Annotated in this window: 19 protein-coding genes; 12 read left to right on the plus strand and 7 right to left on the minus strand. The window is 72.8% G+C overall.

Features of this window, described 5'->3' with window-relative positions; translation table 11 throughout:
* The first annotated feature begins 19 nt into the window (after positions 1-19).
* Positions 20-1,009: a hydrogenase expression/formation protein HypE gene (hypE, locus tag ACIQU4_RS08275; protein WP_403727739.1), complete on the plus strand. Its 990-nt coding sequence runs from the start codon at positions 20-22 to the stop codon at positions 1,007-1,009.
* Positions 1,010-1,042: 33 nt separating this feature from the next.
* Here the strand turns inward: hypE and ACIQU4_RS08280 are convergent, their stop codons facing one another.
* Complete coding sequence (locus ACIQU4_RS08280; RefSeq protein ID WP_403727741.1) at positions 1,043-1,882, minus strand: class II glutamine amidotransferase; 840 nt, start codon at positions 1,880-1,882, stop codon at positions 1,043-1,045.
* Between the two features lie 193 nt (positions 1,883-2,075).
* Between ACIQU4_RS08280 and ACIQU4_RS08285 the strand changes: the two genes are divergently transcribed.
* Genes ACIQU4_RS08285 through ACIQU4_RS08315 form a run of 7 tightly spaced genes read left to right on the plus strand, consistent with a single transcriptional unit; the run spans position 2,076 to position 6,380 of the window.
* Positions 2,076-2,564: a hypothetical protein gene (locus ACIQU4_RS08285; RefSeq protein ID WP_403727282.1), complete on the plus strand. Its 489-nt coding sequence runs from the start codon at positions 2,076-2,078 to the stop codon at positions 2,562-2,564.
* A complete protein-coding gene (locus ACIQU4_RS08290; RefSeq protein ID WP_403727284.1) occupies positions 2,561-2,851 on the plus strand; it encodes a monovalent cation/H+ antiporter complex subunit F in 291 nt (96 codons plus the stop codon). Before ACIQU4_RS08285 ends, ACIQU4_RS08290 begins: the two co-directional genes overlap by 4 nt.
* Position 2,852: 1 nt before the next feature.
* Positions 2,853-3,158 (plus strand): monovalent cation/H(+) antiporter subunit G, encoded by a 306-nt coding sequence (locus ACIQU4_RS08295; RefSeq protein ID WP_403727286.1) that lies wholly within the window; start codon positions 2,853-2,855, stop codon positions 3,156-3,158.
* A complete protein-coding gene (locus tag ACIQU4_RS08300) occupies positions 3,151-3,441 on the plus strand; it encodes a Na(+)/H(+) antiporter subunit B (RefSeq protein WP_403727288.1) in 291 nt (96 codons plus the stop codon). The genes ACIQU4_RS08295 and ACIQU4_RS08300 overlap by 8 nt, the downstream gene beginning before the upstream one ends.
* A complete protein-coding gene (locus ACIQU4_RS08305; protein ID WP_403727290.1) occupies positions 3,438-4,190 on the plus strand; it encodes an MnhB domain-containing protein in 753 nt (250 codons plus the stop codon). Before ACIQU4_RS08300 ends, ACIQU4_RS08305 begins: the two co-directional genes overlap by 4 nt.
* The gene (locus ACIQU4_RS08310) at positions 4,190-4,537 is read left to right on the plus strand and encodes a sodium:proton antiporter (protein ID WP_053693555.1); all 348 of its coding nucleotides are present in this window, start codon (positions 4,190-4,192) and stop codon (positions 4,535-4,537) included. Before ACIQU4_RS08305 ends, ACIQU4_RS08310 begins: the two co-directional genes overlap by 1 nt.
* 4 nt (positions 4,538-4,541) lie before the next feature.
* Positions 4,542-6,380 (plus strand): complex I subunit 5 family protein, encoded by a 1,839-nt coding sequence (locus ACIQU4_RS08315; protein ID WP_403727292.1) that lies wholly within the window; start codon positions 4,542-4,544, stop codon positions 6,378-6,380.
* Positions 6,381-6,389: 9 nt separating this feature from the next.
* Here the strand turns inward: ACIQU4_RS08315 and ACIQU4_RS08320 are convergent, their stop codons facing one another.
* On the minus strand, positions 6,390-6,806 hold the full coding sequence (locus tag ACIQU4_RS08320; protein ID WP_403727294.1) for a hypothetical protein: 417 nt from the start codon (positions 6,804-6,806) through the stop codon (positions 6,390-6,392).
* Between the two features lie 209 nt (positions 6,807-7,015).
* Here ACIQU4_RS08320 and ACIQU4_RS08325 point away from each other — a divergent pair, with 209 nt between their 5' ends.
* Both ACIQU4_RS08325 and ACIQU4_RS08330 read left to right on the plus strand, forming a co-directional pair.
* Complete coding sequence (locus tag ACIQU4_RS08325; protein WP_403727296.1) at positions 7,016-7,663, plus strand: DUF4360 domain-containing protein; 648 nt, start codon at positions 7,016-7,018, stop codon at positions 7,661-7,663.
* Between the two features lie 48 nt (positions 7,664-7,711).
* Positions 7,712-8,386: a DUF4360 domain-containing protein gene (locus tag ACIQU4_RS08330; RefSeq protein WP_403727298.1), complete on the plus strand. Its 675-nt coding sequence runs from the start codon at positions 7,712-7,714 to the stop codon at positions 8,384-8,386.
* Positions 8,387-8,506: 120 nt separating this feature from the next.
* Here the strand turns inward: ACIQU4_RS08330 and ACIQU4_RS08335 are convergent, their stop codons facing one another.
* The 3 genes from ACIQU4_RS08335 to ACIQU4_RS08345 form a co-directional block, all read right to left on the minus strand.
* On the minus strand, positions 8,507-9,928 hold the full coding sequence (locus tag ACIQU4_RS08335) for an Ig-like domain-containing protein (RefSeq protein WP_403727300.1): 1,422 nt from the start codon (positions 9,926-9,928) through the stop codon (positions 8,507-8,509).
* 246 nt (positions 9,929-10,174) lie between these two features.
* Positions 10,175-10,402, minus strand: a complete 228-nt coding sequence (locus ACIQU4_RS08340; protein ID WP_385575028.1) for a DUF6296 family protein — start codon at positions 10,400-10,402, stop codon at positions 10,175-10,177.
* Positions 10,403-10,517: 115 nt separating this feature from the next.
* Positions 10,518-11,186, minus strand: a complete 669-nt coding sequence (locus ACIQU4_RS08345; protein WP_403727301.1) for a 1,4-alpha-glucan branching protein — start codon at positions 11,184-11,186, stop codon at positions 10,518-10,520.
* Between the two features lie 186 nt (positions 11,187-11,372).
* Here ACIQU4_RS08345 and ACIQU4_RS08350 point away from each other — a divergent pair, with 186 nt between their 5' ends.
* Together ACIQU4_RS08350 and ACIQU4_RS08355 are read left to right on the plus strand one after the other, a co-directional pair.
* Positions 11,373-11,795 carry a ribonuclease domain-containing protein gene (locus ACIQU4_RS08350; RefSeq protein ID WP_403727303.1) on the plus strand — a complete coding sequence of 141 codons (423 nt, stop codon included), beginning with the start codon at positions 11,373-11,375 and terminating at the stop codon, positions 11,793-11,795.
* A gap of 130 nt (positions 11,796-11,925) precedes the next feature.
* Entirely contained in the window at positions 11,926-12,903 is a 978-nt protein-coding gene (locus tag ACIQU4_RS08355) for a hypothetical protein (RefSeq protein ID WP_403727305.1), read from the plus strand.
* Positions 12,904-12,941: 38 nt separating this feature from the next.
* On the opposite strand, the gene ACIQU4_RS08360 is transcribed toward ACIQU4_RS08355, so the two are convergent.
* Both ACIQU4_RS08360 and ACIQU4_RS08365 read right to left on the minus strand, forming a co-directional pair.
* Positions 12,942-13,562 (minus strand): L-threonylcarbamoyladenylate synthase, encoded by a 621-nt coding sequence (locus tag ACIQU4_RS08360; RefSeq protein WP_403727306.1) that lies wholly within the window; start codon positions 13,560-13,562, stop codon positions 12,942-12,944.
* A 9-nt stretch (positions 13,563-13,571) separates the two neighbouring features.
* Entirely contained in the window at positions 13,572-14,288 is a 717-nt protein-coding gene (locus ACIQU4_RS08365) for a TetR/AcrR family transcriptional regulator C-terminal domain-containing protein (protein ID WP_403727308.1), read from the minus strand.
* Between the last annotated feature and the right edge of the window lie 44 nt (positions 14,289-14,332).

Raw genomic sequence — 14,332 nt, forward strand, 5'->3', positions numbered from 1 at the left:
GGACCGCCCCCGCGTGGTGATGGGTCACGGAGGCGGCGGGGCTCTCTCCGCCGAGCTCGTCGAGCACGTCTTCGCACCCGCCTTCGGCGGCGAGGTGCTCGCCCGGCTCGGTGACTCCGCCGCGGTCACCCTGGGCGGGGCCCGCCTCGCCTTCTCGACCGATTCGTACGTGGTGCGGCCGCTGTTCTTCCCCGGCGGCAGCATCGGCGACCTCGCCGTCAACGGCACGGTCAACGACCTGGCCATGAGCGGCGCCCGCGCCGCCTACCTCTCGTGCGGGTTCATCCTCGAAGAGGGCGTCGAGATCTCCGTGGTGGCCCGGGTCTCCGAGGACCTCGGCGCGGCCGCGCGGGCCGCGGGCGTCGAGGTGGCCACCGGCGACACCAAGGTCGTGGAGGCCGGCCACGGCGACGGCATCTACCTCAACACCGCCGGCATCGGGCTCATCCCCGACGGGGTGGACCTGCGCCCGCAGCGCGTCGTACCGGGCGATGTCGTCATCGTCAGCGGGGAGATCGGCCTGCACGGCGTGGCCATCATGAGCGTCCGCGAAGGCCTCGAATTCGGGGTGGACGTCAAGAGCGACTGCGCGCCGCTGGGCGGGCTCGTCCAGGCCATGCTCGCGGTCACCCCCGACCTGCACGTCCTGCGCGACCCCACGCGCGGCGGGCTGGCAGCCGCCCTGAACGAGATCGCGGCCGCCTCGCGCACGGGGGTCGTCATCCACGAGGGCCGGGTGCCCGTCCCGGAAGCCGTCGGCAACGCCTGCGCGATCCTCGGCCTCGACCCGTTCTACGTGGCCAACGAGGGCAAGCTGGTCGCGTTCGTACCCCGACAGCACGCCGAAGCCGTCCTCGACGCGATGCGCGCGCACCCGCTGGGCCGCGACGCCACGGTGATCGGCGAGGCGGTCGAGGCCCACCCCGGCCTGGTGGTGGCCCGCACCGGCCTCGGTGGCACCCGCGTGGTCGACCTGCCGATCGGAGAACAGCTGCCCCGCATCTGCTGACTCCGGGACCCTGCGCGGTGGCGGTCCGTGAGCTCAGGGGAGCTCGGGGATGAAGGGGAGGTAGTCCTCCGTGGCCGCGGAGGGGAGGACCGCGTAGCTGGCCTCGGGGAGCTCGTTCCACACCCCCGGGAGGTCGCCGAGCGGTTCGGAGACCACCAGCCGCGTCGCGTCCGACACCTCCCGCAGGAACGGCAGCTCCGGGTACAGCTGCCGCACGGTATCGGCCCTGCTGCTGTAGAACAGGGAACGCGACGTGCCCGCGCTGGAGTAGCGGAAGGCCCAGACGCGCTCTCCGTCGCTGACGGCGATCGTCATCTGCATCGGGTCGGCGACGCCGTGCTCCTTGCCGACGCGCTCCACGAGGCCCGTCATCCGGGCGACCGCGCCAGGGGGGTCCTGGTCGAGGCCGTAGGTGACGGCCAGGTAGAACATCACCTCGGAATCCGTGGAGCCCTCGATGCAGGGGAACAGCGCGGGGTCGACAGCCATGCACAGATCGCGCTGGAGGCGGTGGAAGTCGGTGATGGCGCCGTTGTGCATCCACAGCCAGCGGCCGTGCCGGAACGGGTGGCAGTTCGTCTGCTGAATCGCCGAGCCGGTGGAGGCGCGGACATGGGCGAAGAACAGCGTCGAGCGGACGTGCGCGGCCAGTTCCCGAAGGTTGCGGTTGTTCCAGGCCGGTCCGATGTCCCGGAAGATCGCCGGAGTGCCGTCACCGTCGGCGCTGTACCAGCCGATGCCGAAACCGTCGCCGTTCGTCGACTCGACACCCATCCGGGCGTGGAGGCTCTGATCGATCAGCGAGTGTTCCGGCTGATAGAGAACCGCGTCGAGCAGCATCGGCGAACCGGAGTAGGCGAGCCAGCGACACATCCGCATCATCCCTCTCCTGCGCCCCGTACGAGCCTATCGCGGCCTCCCTCCCGCCGCCTCGCGCCTTGACGCGCACGCCCTCCATGTGCTTGCGCCGGACGGGTGGCATCTCCCGTGCCGGGCGCCGCGCTGGAGGGCGGACGGCGGACCGGTGCCGAGAATCTGTGTCTGCGGCCCAGGGAAGGGGAGACAGGTGCGCGGCGCGGCGGTCGAGATCCTCGTGTGGTGGGCGGTGCTGATGGGGGTGACGGTGCTGTTGATCAGCTCCCTGAGCCCCGTGGAACTCCTGGTGGCCGGTGTCGCGGCGGCCGGTGCGGCCGTGGTCGTACGGGTCATGCGGCGGGCGGCGGACGTGCGGGTACGCGGAACCGCCGGGGCGCTGCGGGCGGTTGCGGGGCTGCCGCTCGCCGCCGTCCGGGGCCTCGCCGTACTGACGGGCGTCGTGACGGGACGGGGACCGGGATCGGACCGGGCATCGGAACCGGCAGCGGGCCGGATCCGGCGGATCCCGCTGCGCGACGGGGCGGATCCGGGCTGGGCGGGGGTGGTGCTCGGATGGTCCGCCGACACATGCGTGATCGACCTGCCGGACGGGCGCGCGGAGGCCGTCGTCCACAGCTTCGGAGCGGCGCCGGGCAGCGGGCCGGAACGCGCGGTGGCCCGCCGGGACGGTGCGCGGTGAGTGCCGTCCCGGCGCACGCCTGGTCGGCGGCCGCGCTGGTCCTGCTCGCCGCCGCCTGGCCGGCCTGCCTGTGGGCGGCCTCCCGCGGCAGCGCCGTCGGGCGGCTGGCGGGCCTCTGTCTGGCGGGCACGGTGACCGGCGCCGTCCTCCTGCTGCTGCCCATGGCGTACGGCCGCTCGTCGTACCAGGACCTCGCCCTCGTGTTCGCGGTGCTCTCCCCGGCCGGGGTGCTGGTCTTCACCCGCTTCGCCGGAGCCGACTCCGGCCCGTCCGGCGAGGACGGCTGAAGTGGCCGGCGTGCACGCGGTGGCGGCGGTCCTGCTCTGGCTGGGCGTCGCCTGCCTGCTCGCGGCGGTGGCAGCGCTGCTGCTCCTGAGCGGACGCGGAAGCCTGGGGCGGCTGCACGCGCTGGCCCCGGCCAACGGGCTCGGCGTACCGCTGATCGCCTGCGCGGTGGCCCTGGAGCAGGGCGCCGGGCGGGCAGCCGGGAAGACCCTGGCGATCGGGCTGCTGCTCGCCGTCGGCGGGACCGTGACCCTCATCGCCGTCGGCAGCGCCACCGCGGACGAGGAGGGCCGGGGCCGCCGTGGATGACGCCCTGATCGCCGTCGCCCTGCTGCTCGTCGTGGCGGCCGCGACCCTGGCCGTCCTGTGCCGGGAGCCCGTGCGGCAGGCCGCGGCCCTCGCGGTGCTCGGGCTCGCACTGACCCTCCTTTTCCTCGTACTCCAGGCCCCCGACGTGGCGCTTTCACAGCTCGCGGTCGGCACGGCACTGACACCGCTGCTGATCCTGCTCGCGGCGCGCAAGGTCCGCCGCAGGCCCGCCGAGGAACCCGGCCCCCGACACGCGCGGCGCGGCCCGCAGGAGCGCCCGTGAAGGACCGGACCCGGCTGGTCCTCCTCGGCTGCGCCGCCGCTGTGTTCGCGGGCTTCTTCACCGCCGCCTGCCCGCGGCTTCCCGCCTTCGGCACCGGCCACCACCCGTACGGGGACCGTGCGGTGGCCGCCGCGCTGGCCCACCACACCGCCAACGTGGTGTCCTCGATCAACTTCGACCTCCGGGCCCTCGACACCCTCGGTGAGGAGTCGATCCTCTTCGTCACCGTCCTCGCGTCGACCCTGCTGCTGCGCCTCGCCCGTGACGAGCGCAAGGCAGCGCCCAGGACCGAGCGGGCCCTGCCCACCACCCGGCTGTTCGGGACGGTCCTGCTGCCCGTCGCCCTCGTCGTGGGCGTGTACCTGGTGGCGCACGGGCAGCTCACTCCCGGCGGCGGCTTCCAGGGCGGGGTCGTCCTCGCCACCGCCCTCCACCTGGCCTATCTCGCCGCCGACTACCGGGTCCTGGAACGGGTCCGGCCACTCGCCGCCCTCGATGTCACCGACGCGCTGGGGGCGGTGTCGTTCACGGCTCTGGGCCTGGTGGGCCTCGCGGCCGGCGGTGCGTTCCTGGAGAACGTCCTGCCCTTCGGCGCGTTCAACCAGATCACCTCGGGCGGCATGGTCCCGCTCTTCAACGCGGCCGTCGGCGTCGAGGTGGGCTCGGGCCTGATCGTGCTGCTCGCCCATTTCCTCGACCAGGCCGTCGAGATCCACGAGGACGACGAGGTCCCGGAGGAGGACACATGATGGCTGCCCTGCCCTTCCTGGCCGCCGGATGGGTGCTGCTGATCGCCCTGTACGGCCTGGTGACCAGCCGCAACCTGATCCACGCCATCGGCTGTCTCGCCGTCGCCCAGTCGTCCACCTACCTGATGCTGCTGGGCGTCGGGTACCGCCGCGGGGCCACCGCCCCCGTGTACGGAGACCTCGTACCCGGCAGCCGGCCCGTCGTCGATCCCGTCGTCCAGGCACTGACCCTCACGGACATCGTGGTCGGCGCCACCGTGACCGCCCTCCTGCTCGCCCTCACCATCCAACTGCGCAAGCGCCACGGAACGGTCGACCCCCAGGCGCTCACCGCGCTCAAGGGCTGAGGCCGTGGCGGACGCCGAGACGCTTCTGCCGCTGGCCGTGGCGATCCCGCTGATCGGTGCCGTCCTGCTGGCCGTGGCCGGACGGTGGCTGCCCCGGCTCGGCTGCGACCTCCTCGCCACCGCGACCGCGGCGGCCGACCTGGGGTGCCTGGCCGCCCTGTGGCCGCACACCGCGGACGCGGCAGGAGCCGGGGCGGGGTTCGCGGAAGGCGTCCGGATCGGCGGGCACCCGGCGGACATCGGGATCGTCCTGCTCGCCGACCCGCTCGGGAACGGACTCGCCCTGCTGGCCTCGACGCTCGTCCTCGCCGTGATCGTCTACTCGTGGCGCTACTTCGACGAACCGGCCGGGGACCGGGCCGGGGTCTTCCCCGCGCTGATCCTGCTCTTCGAGGCGGGCATGGTCGGCTTCGCGCTGACGGCCGACCTGTTCAACGCCTTCGTGTTCTTCGAGCTCATGAGCGTCGCCGCGTTCGCGCTGACCGGCTACCGCATCGAGGACCCGCGGCCGCTCCAGGGCGCCCTCACCTTCGGGATCGTCACGTCCTTCGCCGCGTACGGCGCCCTCCTCGGCATCGCCTTGCTGTACGCCCGTACCGGCGAGCTCAACCTGGCCCGCCTCGGGGAGCGGCTCGCCGGGCAGCCCACCGACGCCCTGACGGTCGTCGCCTTCGTCCTCGTCGTCACCGCGTTCCTGGTGAAGGCGGCGGCCGCGCCGTTCCACTTCTGGCTCCCCGATGCCCATACCGTCGCGCCGACCCCGGTCTGCATGCTGATGTCCGGGGTCATGGTCGAGCTGGGTGTGTACGGGGCCGCCCGCGTGTACTGGGCGGTGTTCTCGGGGCCCGGCGGGATCCCGCACACCGCCTTCCGGACCACCTTCGTCGCGGTCGGCGTCGTCACCGCACTGCTCGGCGCCCTCATGTGCTGGCCGCAGCGGCACCTGAAGCGGATGCTGGCCTTCTCCACCATCAGCCACGTGGGGCTGTTCCTCGTCGGCGTCGCCCTCCTCACCCCGGCGGGCACCGCCGCCACGGCCGTGTACGTGGCCGGCCACGGCTGCGCGAAGGCGGCGCTCTTCGGACTGTGCGGGGTCCTGCTCGACCAGTACGGATCGGTGGACGAGCGCGGCCTCCACGGCAAGGCGCGCGCCCTGCGGGCCGTGGGCCTGTTGTTCGCCCTCGGCGCCTTGGTCCTGGCCGGTCTCCCGCCGTTCGGCGCGGGCCTGGGCAAGGCGCTCGGAGAGGAGGCGGCGGGGACCGTGCTGCTGCCGGTGTTCCTCCTGACCTCGGCGGTGACCGGCGGCGCGCTGCTGCGCGCGGCCGCCCGGATCTTCCGGGGCGCGGGACGGCCCCCGAGCCCGGCGCCCGCGGATGCCGAGACCAGTGGGGAGGGGGAGGAGCCGGAGGTCCGGGAGCCGCGGAAGGCACCGCACCCGCCCATGGTCGTGGTTCCGGCCGTACTGCTCTTCCTGGGGCTGCTCGTCGGCACGGTTCCGGCGGTCGCGGAGAGTCTCGGCCACGGCGCGGCGCTCTTCTCGGACCGGGCCGGCTACGCGGCCGCCGCGGGCGGCGGCGGGACTGCGGGCGGCGGTGCGGCCGCGGAAGCCGTCCCGACGGAGTGGACCGCGGCGGGCGCGGTGCTCGGCCTGGCCTCGGCGGCCCTGGCGTGCGTGTTGGCCGGGGCCGCGCTGTGGTGGCCGGGCGGCGCGGGCCCGCGCAGGGCGGCCACCGTCGCGGTCCTGCCGCTGCGCCGCCTGCATTCGGGGCTGGTCGGGGACTACCTGGCCTGGCTGGCCGTGGGCATGGCCGCCCTGCTGCTGGCGGTGGCCCTGCAGGCGTAGGCGCCTGTCCTACAGCCGCTCTTCCATCCGGATGGCGGACTCCAGATCCTCGTGGGCCTTGCCCGCCGCGTCCTTGCCCCGGCCCTGGCCTTCCTGGCCTTCCTGGCCTTCCTCGTCCTCCTGCTGCTCCAGCAGCGCCGCGGCGATCGCGTCGAGTTTGCGCTGGATCGCGTGCTCGGCGCGGCGCTCGGAGTTCTTCAGCAAGGCCAGCAGCAGCAGGGACACCGCAGCCATGGCGTCGCCCGCGAGGTGCTGCCACTCCGTGGACAGCCCTGCCAGGTGTACGGCCACGAAACCGGCCACCAAGAGCACGCACAGTACGGAGAAGACGGCGGAACTCGTGAAATTGGAGGCGAGCTCGGCCAGCTTCTCGAAGCGGGCGGCGCGCCCCTCGTCGGCGCGTTCCGCCGGGTGCCGGAGAGCCATACCCGGCGCCTGCCCATCCGTGCCCTCCCCACACCCAAAGCCTCGTATCCGGTCCCGTCGTGCCCGAATTCGGCCAGGGCGGTGCGGAACCGAGGTATTGGCCGTTTCGCGTCCTTCCCGGCGCGCGCCCACTGTGGTGGCATGTGCATGCCGAAATGAGAGTCGGTTCCGGTTCCGGTTGTGCCGGACCCATGAATGGAGAAACGACGATGTTGCTCCGCAGATTCACCGTCGGCGCGGCGGTCGCGGCGTTATCCGCCCTGACCGTTCCCGCGCAGGCCGATACCGTGGACACGCCGCCCGGCAGAATCACCGTCGAGGTGGTCGGCGTCAACGGATCGGGATGCCCGCAGGGGACCGCGGGCGTCACCGCGGCCTCCGACAACACCTCGTTCAGCGTCACGTACAGCAACTACCTGGCCCAGGCCGGCGCAGGCTCCGGCGGCACCGAGTTCCGCAAGAACTGCCAGCTCGCCCTCCAGGTCCACGTACCGCAGGGGTTCACGTACGCCATCGCCCGCGCCGACTACCGCGGCTTCGCCCACCTCCAGCGCGGGGCCTACGGCCAGCAGCGCGCGAACTACTACTTCCAGGGCATGCCGCAGACGGCCCGTACGACCCACCAGTTCGGCGGCCCGTACTCCGACAACTGGCAGGCGAGCGACCAGACCGAGTACCAGGACCTGGTCTTCGCGCCCTGCGGCGAGCAGCGCAACCTCAACGTCAACAGCGAACTGCGGGTCTACGCGGGGACGTCGAACCCGCAGGCCCTGAGCTTCATGAGCATGGACTCGACGGACGGCAGCGTGAGCACGGTCTACCACTTCGAGTGGAAGGAATGCCCGGCGGCGGCCTGACGTGGCGCGAGCGCAGGAAACACCGATCGATGATCAGGAGTGACAACGATGTCTCATTCCCTGTCTCGTACCCTGCTCACCGGTGCCGCGGCGGCCGTGCTGATCGCCACGGCGGCGACCTCCGCCGGGGCCGCCGGCCACACCCCGCAGATCACCGCTCCGCCCGACAAGATCGTGATCGAACTCGCCACCGTGAACGGATCCGGCTGCCGCGAAGGCACCGCCGAGGTGGCCGTCGCACCCGACAACACCGCCTTCACGGTCACGTACAGTGAATACCTCGCGCAGGTGGGGCCCGGCGCGCCGCCCACGGCATTCCGCAAGAACTGCCAGCTCAATCTCCGCGTCCACGTTCCTTCGGGATTCACCTATGCGATCGTCCAGGCGGATTACCGCGGATTCGCATTCCTCCAGCCCGGTGCGTGGGGTCAGGAGCGGGCGAACTACTACTTCCAGGGAATGCCGCAGACGACCCAGCGCACCCACCAGTTCAACGGGCCGCACAACGACAACTGGCAGGCGAGCGACAAGACCGAGTACGCGGATCTGGTCTGGGCTCCGTGCGGAGAGAAACGAAACTTCAACATCAATACGGAGCTGCGCGTGAATGCGGGCACGTCCAATCCGCAGACCGCCACGAGCTTCATGGCCATGGACTCCACGGACGCGAGCGTGAGCACGCTCTACCACCTCGCCTGGCAGGTCTGCCCCACGCCCAGATAGTCCCTGACCGCCCGGGTGCCGTAGCCGCCCGAGCGCCGTACCCGCCCGAGCGCCGTAGCCGCCTGAGCGCCGTACCCGGCGGATCCGCCGGGTACGGCGCTCAGGCGCGTTGCGCGTCGCTCACGTCAGGGGGCGCAGCCGGGTCGCGGTGTGGGGGGACACCGCCGGGAGGACGGCCGCCGGGACGGTGGCGTCGGAGGAGGCGAGGGCACTGCCGGCCTGCCAGGCCCGCCAGTCCAGGTTCCAGTCGCCGAAGCCGTTCTCGAACGGAGCCATCGGCTCCCCTTCGCTGTTCACCACCTGCACGACGTCCCCCTCCCGTACGGTCTGGAAGAACCAGGCGGCCTCCGCCGTGCTCATGCCCGTACAGCCGTGGCTCACGTTCTCCTCGCCCTGCGACGCGACCGACCAGGGTGCGGCGTGCACGTACTCGCCGCTCCACGTCACCCGCGTCGCGTAGAAGACCGGCAGGTCGTAGAACTCGCTCGTGCCGCGCTTGATGCCGACGGAGTCCCCGCGCATCCGGACCTGGTACTCCTTGCCCAGCACGACCTTGATGCCGCTGCGGGTCCGGAACCCCGCCTTGCCGGTGGTGACCGGGATCGTCCGGATCACCTTGCCGTTGCGGCGTACGGTCATCTCGTGCGCCTCGGCGTCGGTGACCGCCTCGATCCGGTCCCCGATGGTGAACTCCGTGGAGTCGGAGGGGCCGCCGTAGTCGTGGTCGCCCACCTCGACCCCGTCGAGACCGCTCGTCACGTGTACCTCGGCGTGCGCCGGCCAGTACGTACGCGGCCGGTAGTGCAGCGTCGAATCGTCCACCCAGTGCCAGCCGCCCTCGACGGCCGGCTCCGAGGTGACCTGGAGCGCCCGTTCCACCCGGGCCCGGGCCGTCCGGTCGGCGGCGGGAACCGGCCGGCTCAGGGCGGCCGTCACGATCTGCCCCGCGCCGTACGTGCCGGGCCGCGGCCCGAACTCCACCGTGAGCCGGCCCTCGTCCGGGGGCGGCGCGGTCCGGAACGCCATGGTGACGCCGACCGGAGTCCCCGCCGCGTCCTGGGCGCCGACCTGGACGGTGTAGAGCTCGCCGGCCCGCAGCGGCTCGGTGTTGGTCCAGTGGCGGCTCCTGGGGGCGAGTTCGCCGCCCACGTAGCGCCCGTGCCCGTCGTGGACGGTGACATCGGTGAGCTGCCCCGCCTCGGCGAGCGCGATCTCCAGCGGACCGCCGGAGTTCGTGGGGAGGACGACCGTACGACCCGCCCCGCCGGCCTCACGGGACGCCGGCCCGCGCAGGACCGACCCCGCTCCCCGGGAGGTGGCCCGTACCCGCTGCTGCCGCCAGCCGGTGCACAAGCCGTCCCGGAACGCCTCCAGCGCGCACCGCGCGGCGATCCCGCCGTCCCCCTGGTCCAGGGCCCGGCCCACGAGCAGGGTCACGGCGGCGTCCGGGCCGCTGGCCGGCCGTCCGGCGGCATCCTGCTCGGGAACCCGGCCCGGTGCCGCGGCGACGACGAGGGCGGCGCCGGTCACGGCGGCCACCACGCTCCACGTCCTGGTCCCCGGTGCCCCCAGGGCCCGTCGTACCCGTCGTTCCTTTTGTGCACGGTGCGTCGATGACATCGCCACGCAGCCTTCCCAGCTCGCCCACGGCCCGTTGGGAGCATCAAAACGATTGCGCGGCTAAATGATGATCATGCGCTCGGGCAGTGCGACCGAACGGGCACGCAAGTGAACTCGGACGGAGCAACGGTGTGTTCAGGGTGCGTGCCGGGCGCGTTCGGGCCGCGCTCAGGGCAGCGGCCGGATCCGGACCACGCGGGCCGGGTCCTGGCCGCCGCCGGAGGCCAGGATGCGCACCTCTTCCTGGTCGCTGATCTCCGCACGGACGATGCCGGACGCGTCCGCGTAGACCGGGTGGCCGCCCGGTCCGGCCTGGCCGGTGGCGCTCACCACGACGACGTCCTCGCTCGTGTCCGCGTCCTCGGAAAACACCAGCTCGTAGCGCTGGGCACTCATCCGCGCCCTCCTCTGCCGGGCGAAAGGAGCCTTCCTCACCTCCCATGATGCGCGCAGCTCCCGGTCCGCGCCGCCCGCGCGCCTCCGCCCGGCCCGCGCCCTGCCTCCGCCCTGCCTACGCGCGGACGACGGCGTACCGGCCGCGCGCCTTCGTGCCGTCCGGCAGCGTCCACTCCGCGGTGACGTGCCCCAGCGGCCGCTGCTCGCCGGAGTCGTCCTGCGCCGGTGCGGGCCGCAGGACGCGCTGCACGCAGAGCGTCAGCTTCCCGTCCGGGGTCTGCACGGGCACGTCGGTCGTCTCCGGCCCGTCGGACACGCCGAGGACCGCGACCGGACCCGGGTGGCCGGTCTCCGCGTACCAGCCCGTGACGGACGGGTCGGGCTGGTCGCTCTCGCTCTGCGCCTGCGGTTCCGCCTCGCCGCGTACGAGCGCGTACAACCGCTCGACCAGAACGGGGTCGTGGGTCCCGTCGTAGATCCAGCGGCGACCCAGCACCCCGTGCTCGGAGGTGCCGATGAGGGCGTGCTCGGCCCCGTCCAGCGGTGCCCCGCGGTACGTGAGGGGCACGTGGTACGTGACCGGCCGGTCTCCCGCACCGTCGGAGACCGCCATGAACTCGATCCCGACCTCGCCCCGCGGGTCGTCGAGCCGGAAGCCCCCGGCTCTGGCCGGCTGCGGGGAGCTCCCCGCACCGGGGTCCTGGTACCAGGACCGAGTGGGTAGCCAGGAAGCGAGCAGCTCCAGCTTGCCCGGGGTCATCGTGGTCCGGTGGACGACGGCCATGGTGCGGCACCTCTCTCGGTCGACTGCCGGTCATCCTGCCATCGGCGCCGCGCGGCCCTCAGGTTGCGTCCGCCTTACGTGGCGCCGACGTTCGTGCCACGCGCCGACCATGGCCGGTGAACAGGCGGGAAACTCAGTGCAGTTGGCGTTGACGGCCACCGCTCTACGCGCGTCATCATGGGCCGCATGAGAATCCCCCCACGCTTCGTGACCCTCGTCGGCGCCGCAGCAGTCGCCGGCGCACTCCTCACCGGACCGGCCGCCTCGGCGGCCCCCGCTCCCGCGTCCGCCCCCGTCTCCGCCGCGGCCGCCGCCGCGGCATCGGTCGGCAGCATCTGCTACTCGGCGCTGCCTTCGCAGGGGCACGACACCCTCGACCTCATCGACCAGGGCGGCCCGTTCCCGTACTCCCAGGACGGCGTCGTCTTCCAGAACCGGGAGCGGCTGCTGCCGATCCACGGCAGCGGCTACTACCACGAGTACACCGTCATCACCCCGGGCTCGCCGACCCGCGGGGCGCGCCGGATCATCACCGGACAGCAGTGGGAAGAGGACTATTACACCTCCGACCACTACGCCTCGTTCCGCCGCGTCAACTTCGGCTGCTGACCTGCTGACCTGCTGATTCCGCTGTGCGCACGCCCCCCGGCGGGCACCGGCCCGTGCGAGGCCACGGGCCGGGGGTTCCGCCGGGACCGGTGTGCCGGTACAACTTCCCCTGGAATCAAGGGGGATGCGGATGAGCGAGCGGCATACGGGCCGGACCGGCGCGATCGGAGCCTGGCTGTTCGGCGCCGTCGGCCCGGTCGAGCCGCGGACGATGGCCGAGGCCCTCGGCCTCGCCGAGGAAGCTCCCGGCCTGCAGCGGCTGCGGGACGGGGAGCCGCTGCAGCTGGCCCGGGTCGAACGGCTCCACACCGCCGCGCAGCGTGCGTTCGAGCAGCGCACGGGTGAGGCCGTGGGCCGGGCCCTGGAAGCGGCCGTACGCGCGGGCATCCGCGAGAGCGCGGCCGGCCCAGCCGGGCGACCGTCGGGAACCGGAACCGGAACCGGAACCGGAACCGGATCCGGAACCGACCGGCTCAAGGCCGAGGCCGATGCCGCCTCCCAGCGGCTCGCGGCCGATGCGGCGCTCGCCGGCGGGCGCGGGCTCAACACGGGCCTTGCCTTCGGCATCGGCCTCAGCCCCGTGGTGCTCGTACTGGCCCTGTTCGCCGGCCGGTTCGTGCCGCCCCTGTTCGACAGCGCCATCGGCTGCCCCGAAGAGCTGATCCTGATGGACTCGCTGGTCTGCTTCGCGGGCGGGGCGATGGGCGCGGTCTTCAGCGTGATCATCCGGCTGCGCGACGCCTACCAGCTGATCCAGCCGGCTCCCGGCCGCTCCGCGCCCGCCGACATCCCCGCGGACCCGGTGCAGCTCGCCCGCATGATGCGTCAGGAGGGCTGGTACCGGGTGGTGGTCGGCTGGTTCCTGGCCAGCTCGCTCTTCCTGCTCATCAACGGTGGCATCCTCACCCTGCTCGCCCCGCCGGCCGCCCCCGAGGACATGTGCGGACCGGTGCCGCTGTCCGTGGCCGGGCACCAGGCCCTGATCAAGGCCTGGTTCTTCTGGGGCGGTGTCGGCTTCCTCGCCGGTCTGAACGAGCGCTGGGCGTACGGTCTGGTCCGCCGCGGAGGTGAGCCCCGGCCGGCCGGTCCGCCCCCGCCCGCCGGGTGACGCAGACCTGCATCACTCGGCGGACGGGCGGGGCTGCGTCACTCGAACCGCGTGGTGTCGCCCGCCCCGCGCCGTACGATCTCGGTCTCGCCGCCGGAGAAGTCGATGACGGTGGTCGGCTCGGTCCCGCAGTCGCCGGAGTCGACCACGATGTCCACGAGGTAGTCGAGCCGCTCCTTGATCTCCCAGCCCTGCGTCAGCGGCTCCGGCTCGTCGGGCAGGAGCAGGGTGCTGGACAGCAGCGGCTCACCGAGCTCGGCGAGCAGGGCCTGCGTCACCGCGTGGTCGGGGATGCGTACGCCGACCGTCTTCTTCTTGGGGTGCAGCAGCTGGCGCGGCACTTCCTTCGTCGCGGGAAGGATGAAGGTGTAACTGCCGGGCGTGGACGCCTTGATCGCGCGGAACACGTCGTTGTCGATCTGCACGAACTGGCCCAGCTGGGCGAAGTCCTGGCACACCAGGGTGAAGTGGTGCCGGTCGTCGAGGTTGCGGATGGACCGGATCCGGGCGAGGCCGTCACGGTTGCCGAGCTGGCAGCCCAGCGCGTAGCAGGAGTCCGTCGGGTACGCGACGAGCGCGCCGGAGCGGATGCTGTCAGCGACACTGCCGATGGTGCGCTGCTGGGGGTTCTCGGGGTGCACGTCGAAGTACTTGGCCATTGGCCGAGCCTACGCGATCAGGCCACCCCCGGCTCGCCGGGCGCCTGACGTCCAGCCCTGCCGGCGGAGGCGTTCGAAGCCGTCCAGGAGCAGGTCCAGCGCGAACTCGAACTCGAACTGGTCGTCGCAGCCCCCGCCCACGACGGATTCCCCGTCGTGGGCCGCGGCCCCGGCCAGTTCCGCCACATGGGGGTAGGCCGCCGCGGCCTCCGGCGGCATGGCCGCCCGCCCCGCCGGATCCGGGTCCGGGGCGGCGTCGAACACCTCCTGGGTGAACCCCAGGACGCGGCTGCCCAGCGCGTGCATCACGTGATGGGTGAGATCGACCGAGAAGCCCCCGGCGCGGAACACGCCGATCACGGAGTCCAGGTACGCGAGCACGGCCGGGGTCGGCCCGGTGCGCGAGCGGATCACCTGGGCCGCCCAGGGGTGCCCCAGCAGGGCCGCGCGCGCCGAGAGGATCCGCTGCCGCACCGCGCCCTGCCAGTCGGATCCGCGGGCCGGGGGATCGATCTCGCCCACGACGGCCTCCACCATGCCGTCCAGGAGCTGTTCCTTGTTGGCGACGTGCTTGTAGAGCGCCATCGGCACCACGCCCAGCTCCTGGGCGAGCCTGCGCATGCTCAGCGCCTCGATCCCGGTGCCGTCGGCAAGCTCGACGGCGGCGCGCAGCACCCGGTCCCTGCTCAGCGGCGCCCGGGGCGCGGCCTCCGGTCGGCGGGTCATGTCGATCGGCTCCTTCGTCGTCGGTTCCCGGCTTGACGAGTGTA

It is taken from the genome of Streptomyces sp. NPDC090741 (assembly GCF_044769045.1).
Taxonomy (GTDB): domain Bacteria; phylum Actinomycetota; class Actinomycetes; order Streptomycetales; family Streptomycetaceae; genus Streptomyces.

What these genes read in the sequence shown, in the direction of transcription:
- hypE (WP_403727739.1), top strand. Translation starts at nt 20, where the DNA reads ATGGGTCACGGAGGCGGCGGGGCTCTCTCCGCCGAGCTCGTCGAGCAC.
- ACIQU4_RS08280 (WP_403727741.1), bottom strand. Translation starts at nt 1,882, where the DNA reads ATGTGTCGCTGGCTCGCCTACTCCGGTTCGCCGATGCTGCTCGACGCG.
- ACIQU4_RS08310 (WP_053693555.1), top strand. Translation starts at nt 4,190, where the DNA reads ATGGCTGCCCTGCCCTTCCTGGCCGCCGGATGGGTGCTGCTGATCGCC.
- ACIQU4_RS08320 (WP_403727294.1), bottom strand. Translation starts at nt 6,806, where the DNA reads ATGGCTCTCCGGCACCCGGCGGAACGCGCCGACGAGGGGCGCGCCGCC.
- ACIQU4_RS08325 (WP_403727296.1), top strand. Translation starts at nt 7,016, where the DNA reads ATGTTGCTCCGCAGATTCACCGTCGGCGCGGCGGTCGCGGCGTTATCC.
- ACIQU4_RS08330 (WP_403727298.1), top strand. Translation starts at nt 7,712, where the DNA reads ATGTCTCATTCCCTGTCTCGTACCCTGCTCACCGGTGCCGCGGCGGCC.
- ACIQU4_RS08340 (WP_385575028.1), bottom strand. Translation starts at nt 10,402, where the DNA reads ATGAGTGCCCAGCGCTACGAGCTGGTGTTTTCCGAGGACGCGGACACG.
- ACIQU4_RS08345 (WP_403727301.1), bottom strand. Translation starts at nt 11,186, where the DNA reads ATGGCCGTCGTCCACCGGACCACGATGACCCCGGGCAAGCTGGAGCTG.
- ACIQU4_RS08350 (WP_403727303.1), top strand. Translation starts at nt 11,373, where the DNA reads ATGAGAATCCCCCCACGCTTCGTGACCCTCGTCGGCGCCGCAGCAGTC.
- ACIQU4_RS08355 (WP_403727305.1), top strand. Translation starts at nt 11,926, where the DNA reads ATGAGCGAGCGGCATACGGGCCGGACCGGCGCGATCGGAGCCTGGCTG.
- ACIQU4_RS08360 (WP_403727306.1), bottom strand. Translation starts at nt 13,562, where the DNA reads ATGGCCAAGTACTTCGACGTGCACCCCGAGAACCCCCAGCAGCGCACC.
- ACIQU4_RS08365 (WP_403727308.1), bottom strand. Translation starts at nt 14,288, where the DNA reads ATGACCCGCCGACCGGAGGCCGCGCCCCGGGCGCCGCTGAGCAGGGAC.